Below are 3626 nucleotides of genomic sequence, written 5' to 3'. Positions count from 1 at the left end.
TTGCAGCAGCGCCTGGGCACGCTCGCCAAAAATCTCCAGCAGGTTGGCCAGCATATGCGGCGGCGGTTCGTCGGCACGGGTCAAGGCGTACAGGGTGATCGGCAGCGGCGGGGTGAGCGTGCGGATGCTGGTCGTGGCGGTCGAGGCACCGAGGGCGGTGAAGGGGTCGATGACGGTCAGGCCGGCGCCGGACTCCACCATGGCGCGGGCCAGGGAGTAGGTCTGTACGGAGATGGTCACCTTAGGCGCCGGGTCGACGCTTTCCAGGTAGCTGTCGAGTTTTGCCGCCAGTGGGTCAGCGCTGGACAAGCCGATCAGCGGTGCACCCGCCAGGTCGGCCAAGGGTAATGGCTTGCTCAACGCGGTCTCGGGCCAAAAGCCTTTGGACGCCAATGCCACCAGCACACCGTTGGCCAGCACCTGGGTGGTCAAGCCCGGATGACCGGAGAAATTGAGCGTCAGCGCCAGGTCGATCTCGCGCATCAATAACTTCTGCACCAGCTCGCGACTATGGTCGCTGGACAACTCGCAGGCGATGTCCGGGTAGTCGCGCTTCCACTCCAGAACCGCCGGCGGCAACAGCGACAACGCCAGTGCCGGGATCGCCCCAATGCGTACGCTTTGCCCGGGCTCGCGACGCAAGCTCTTGGCCAGGCGCCGCACGCCTTGCAGGCTTTGGGTGACTTTCTCCACTTCGCTTTCCAGCGCCAGGGCTTCCGGGGTGGGTTGCAATTTGCCACGTACCCGCAGGAACAGCGGGAAACCCAGCTGCAATTCTGCGTGTTGCAACACCTTGGTCACTGCCGGCTGCGAGACGTGCAGCAATTGTGCGGCGGCACTGATGGAACCGGTCTGGCGGATGGCCTGGAAGATTTCGATATGACGCAAGCGCATGGCGAGTCCATAACCTTTGTTTATAGGTAGCCCATCTTTATTCATTGTCGCAGGCCTGTCACCTGCCCCTACCCTTGGAACCTCTTACTTCAACGACAGGTGGCGGGGATGGCCAAGCGAGTTTGTATCATTGGCGGTGGCGTCATCGGCCTGGCCAGTGCTTACGCGTTGGTACGCGCAGGCCATGAGGTGACCGTGATCGAGGCCCGCGACAGCCTGGGCCGCGAAACCAGCTTCGCCAACGGCGGGCAGTTGTCCTACCGCTATGTCGCACCGTTGGCCGACGCCGGTGTGCCCCTGCAGGCCATTGGCTGGTTGTTGCGTGGTGACTCGCCGCTGAAGCTGCGTCCGCGCCTCGACCCGCAGCAGTGGCGTTGGATGGCCGCGTTTCTCGGCGCCTGCCGTGGCTCGGTGAACAAGCGTAATGCCGCGCATTTGCTACGGTTGGCGTCCCTGAGCCAGGACACGTTGCAGCGGTGGCGTGAGGACGATCAACTGGACGGTTTTGACTGGCGGCGCAATGGCAAGCTGGTGACCTTTCGCCACGCGGCGACGTTCGAGCATGCACGCAGCAAAGTCACGGATGTCCTCCAGCAGCAGGTGCTATCAGCCGATGATTGCGCACGCCTGGAGCCGGCGTTGGCGGGCGGTGGTTTTATTGGCGGCATTTACACGCCGAATGAAGAAGTGGCCGATTGTCATGCTTTCTGCCAGCGACTCGCCGAGCGGCTTGAGGCGTCGGGCCGCTGCCAGTTTTTGCTGGGGCGCAGGGTCACTGGGATTCGCCACGCCAGCGGCACGGTACAGGCCGTCGAGTTGGGTGATGAAGTGATGCCCGTGGAGCAACTCGTACTCGCTGCGGGCCATCGCAGTGCTCAGCTGGGTTTGCCGGGGTTGTCGCTGCCGCTGTATCCACTCAAGGGCTACAGCCTCAGCGTGCCGATTGGTCCACAGCATCAGGCGCCGAACGTGAGCATCACCGACTACGACCGCAAGATCGTGTATGCGCGCATCGGCGAACAGCTGCGGGTGGCTGCCATGGTCGACATCGTCGGCTTCGACGCCAGCCTCGAACCCAAGCGCCTGGCGCTGATGAGGCGTCAGGCGCTGGAAACTTTTCCTCTGGCCGGTGACTACGCCCACGCAGTCGAATGGGCGGGCATGCGCCCGGCCACCCCGACCGGCGTGCCGCTGATCGGTGCCAGTGTTTATCGCAACCTGTGGCTGAACCTGGGCCATGGCGCGCTCGGGTTTACCCTGGCCAGCGGCAGCGGCCAACTGTTGGCCGAGTTGGTGGGTCACCACGCTCCTTCCATTGACATGCAGGGCCTGGCGCCCCGCGCCGCATGAGGATGTACCCATGACCATCAGCCGAATCGACAGCAACCCGCGCCTCTCTGGAGCCGCCACCTTCAAGGATCTTGTATTCCTTTCGGGCCAGGTGCCGGGTGAAGGCCTGGACGTGGCGACCCAAACCCGCGAAGTCCTGGCAAAGATCGACGCCCTGCTGGCGCAGGCCGGCAGCGATAAGAATCATCTGCTCAATGCGACTATTTACCTGAAAGACATTGGCGAAGGTTTTGCACCGATGAATGAAGTGTGGTCCGCGTGGTTATCGCCAGGCATGGCGCCCTCGCGCACCACGCTGCAAGCGGAATTGGCGCGGCCCAGTGTGCTGGTGGAAATCAGCGTGATCGCTGTACGTAAATAACCAGAAAAACCAACGGAGAATAACAATGAAAAAGATCCTGTTGAGCGGCTGCGCCTTGGGGCTTTTGCTGGGGGCACAGGCTTATGCGAACGAGGCAGCACTGGACGGTACGCTGAGCAAGATCGCCAGCACCCAGTCCATCACCCTGGGTTATCGCGACGCGTCTGTGCCGTTTTCCTACGTCGGGGATAACAGCGGCAAGCCCATGGGGTATTCGGTTGAGCTGGCGAACAAGATCGTCGACCGTATCCAGCAGAAAACCGGGGTGGCGAATCTCAAGGTGAAGTACAACCTGGTGACCTCCCAAACGCGTATTCCGCTGGTGCAGAACGGCACCGTCGACCTGGAATGTGGTTCCACCGGAGTGACGGCCGAGCGGCAGAAACAGGTGGCGTTTTCCTACGGGTTTATATACGTGAAGGGCCAGTTGCTCACCGCCAAGGACAGCGGCATCAAGGGGTTCGCTGACCTCAAGGGCAAGAACGTGGTGACCACCGCGGGCACTACCAACGAGCGTTTTCTCAAGAGTTATAACGCCGAACACAAGGCCAATATGTTCGTGATCAGCGCCAAGGACCACGGCGAAGCGTTCAAGATGCTGGAGACCGGTCGCGCAGCGGCGTTCTACATGGATGACGCGCTGCTGTACGGCGAGCGCGCCAAGGCCAAGGACCCGCACCATTGGGTGGTGGTCGGTAAAGAGCAGTCACGGGAGATCTACAGCTGCATGGTGCGCAAGGACGACCCGCAGTTTTTGGCAGTGGTCAACGAGACGCTTGGCGACCTTTACCGCAGCGGGGAGATCAACGGGATTTACCAGCGCTGGTTTGAACAGCCGATTCCGCCCAAGGGCCTGAACCTGGAATTTCCGATGACCAGTGAGTTGAAGGCAATTATCGCCACGCCGGTCAGCGATCCGGTGGACTGATGTGGCGATGTGGTAATCCAATCTGAATGTGGGAGGGGGCTTGCTCCCGATAGCAGTGTGTCAGACACCTATTTTTTACTGACAGACCGCAAT

General features: G+C 61.5%; 4 protein-coding genes. 3 read left to right on the top strand and 1 reads right to left on the bottom strand.

Annotation, left to right across the window (positions count from 1 at the left end):
• On the bottom strand, positions 1 to 894 hold an 894-nt coding region (locus tag ACRESD_RS26040; protein ID WP_431753532.1), incomplete at its 3' end, for a LysR family transcriptional regulator.
• A 108-nt stretch (positions 895 to 1002) separates the two neighbouring features.
• On the opposite strand from ACRESD_RS26040, the gene ACRESD_RS26035 reads away from it, so the two are divergent.
• From ACRESD_RS26035 to ACRESD_RS26025, 3 genes are read left to right on the top strand one after another with little or no spacing between them, the layout of a single operon-like run.
• Positions 1003 to 2244 (top strand): D-amino acid dehydrogenase, encoded by a 1242-nt coding sequence (locus tag ACRESD_RS26035; RefSeq protein ID WP_431753531.1) that lies wholly within the window; start codon positions 1003 to 1005, stop codon positions 2242 to 2244.
• 10 nt (positions 2245 to 2254) lie between these two features.
• Positions 2255 to 2605 (top strand): RidA family protein, encoded by a 351-nt coding sequence (locus ACRESD_RS26030; RefSeq protein ID WP_431753530.1) that lies wholly within the window; start codon positions 2255 to 2257, stop codon positions 2603 to 2605.
• 25 nt (positions 2606 to 2630) lie between these two features.
• Positions 2631 to 3533, top strand: a complete 903-nt coding sequence (locus tag ACRESD_RS26025; RefSeq protein ID WP_431753529.1) for a transporter substrate-binding domain-containing protein — start codon at positions 2631 to 2633, stop codon at positions 3531 to 3533.
• Positions 3534 to 3626 lie beyond the last annotated feature (93 nt).

Origin of the sequence: Pseudomonas sp. (assembly GCF_050739995.1) — a bacterium.
GTDB lineage: Bacteria > Pseudomonadota > Gammaproteobacteria > Pseudomonadales > Pseudomonadaceae > Aquipseudomonas.
This window is presented reverse-complemented; position numbering and strand designations above follow the sequence as displayed.

What these genes read in the sequence shown, in the direction of transcription:
- ACRESD_RS26035 (WP_431753531.1), top strand. Translation starts at nt 1,003, where the DNA reads ATGGCCAAGCGAGTTTGTATCATTGGCGGTGGCGTCATCGGCCTGGCC.
- ACRESD_RS26030 (WP_431753530.1), top strand. Translation starts at nt 2,255, where the DNA reads ATGACCATCAGCCGAATCGACAGCAACCCGCGCCTCTCTGGAGCCGCC.
- ACRESD_RS26025 (WP_431753529.1), top strand. Translation starts at nt 2,631, where the DNA reads ATGAAAAAGATCCTGTTGAGCGGCTGCGCCTTGGGGCTTTTGCTGGGG.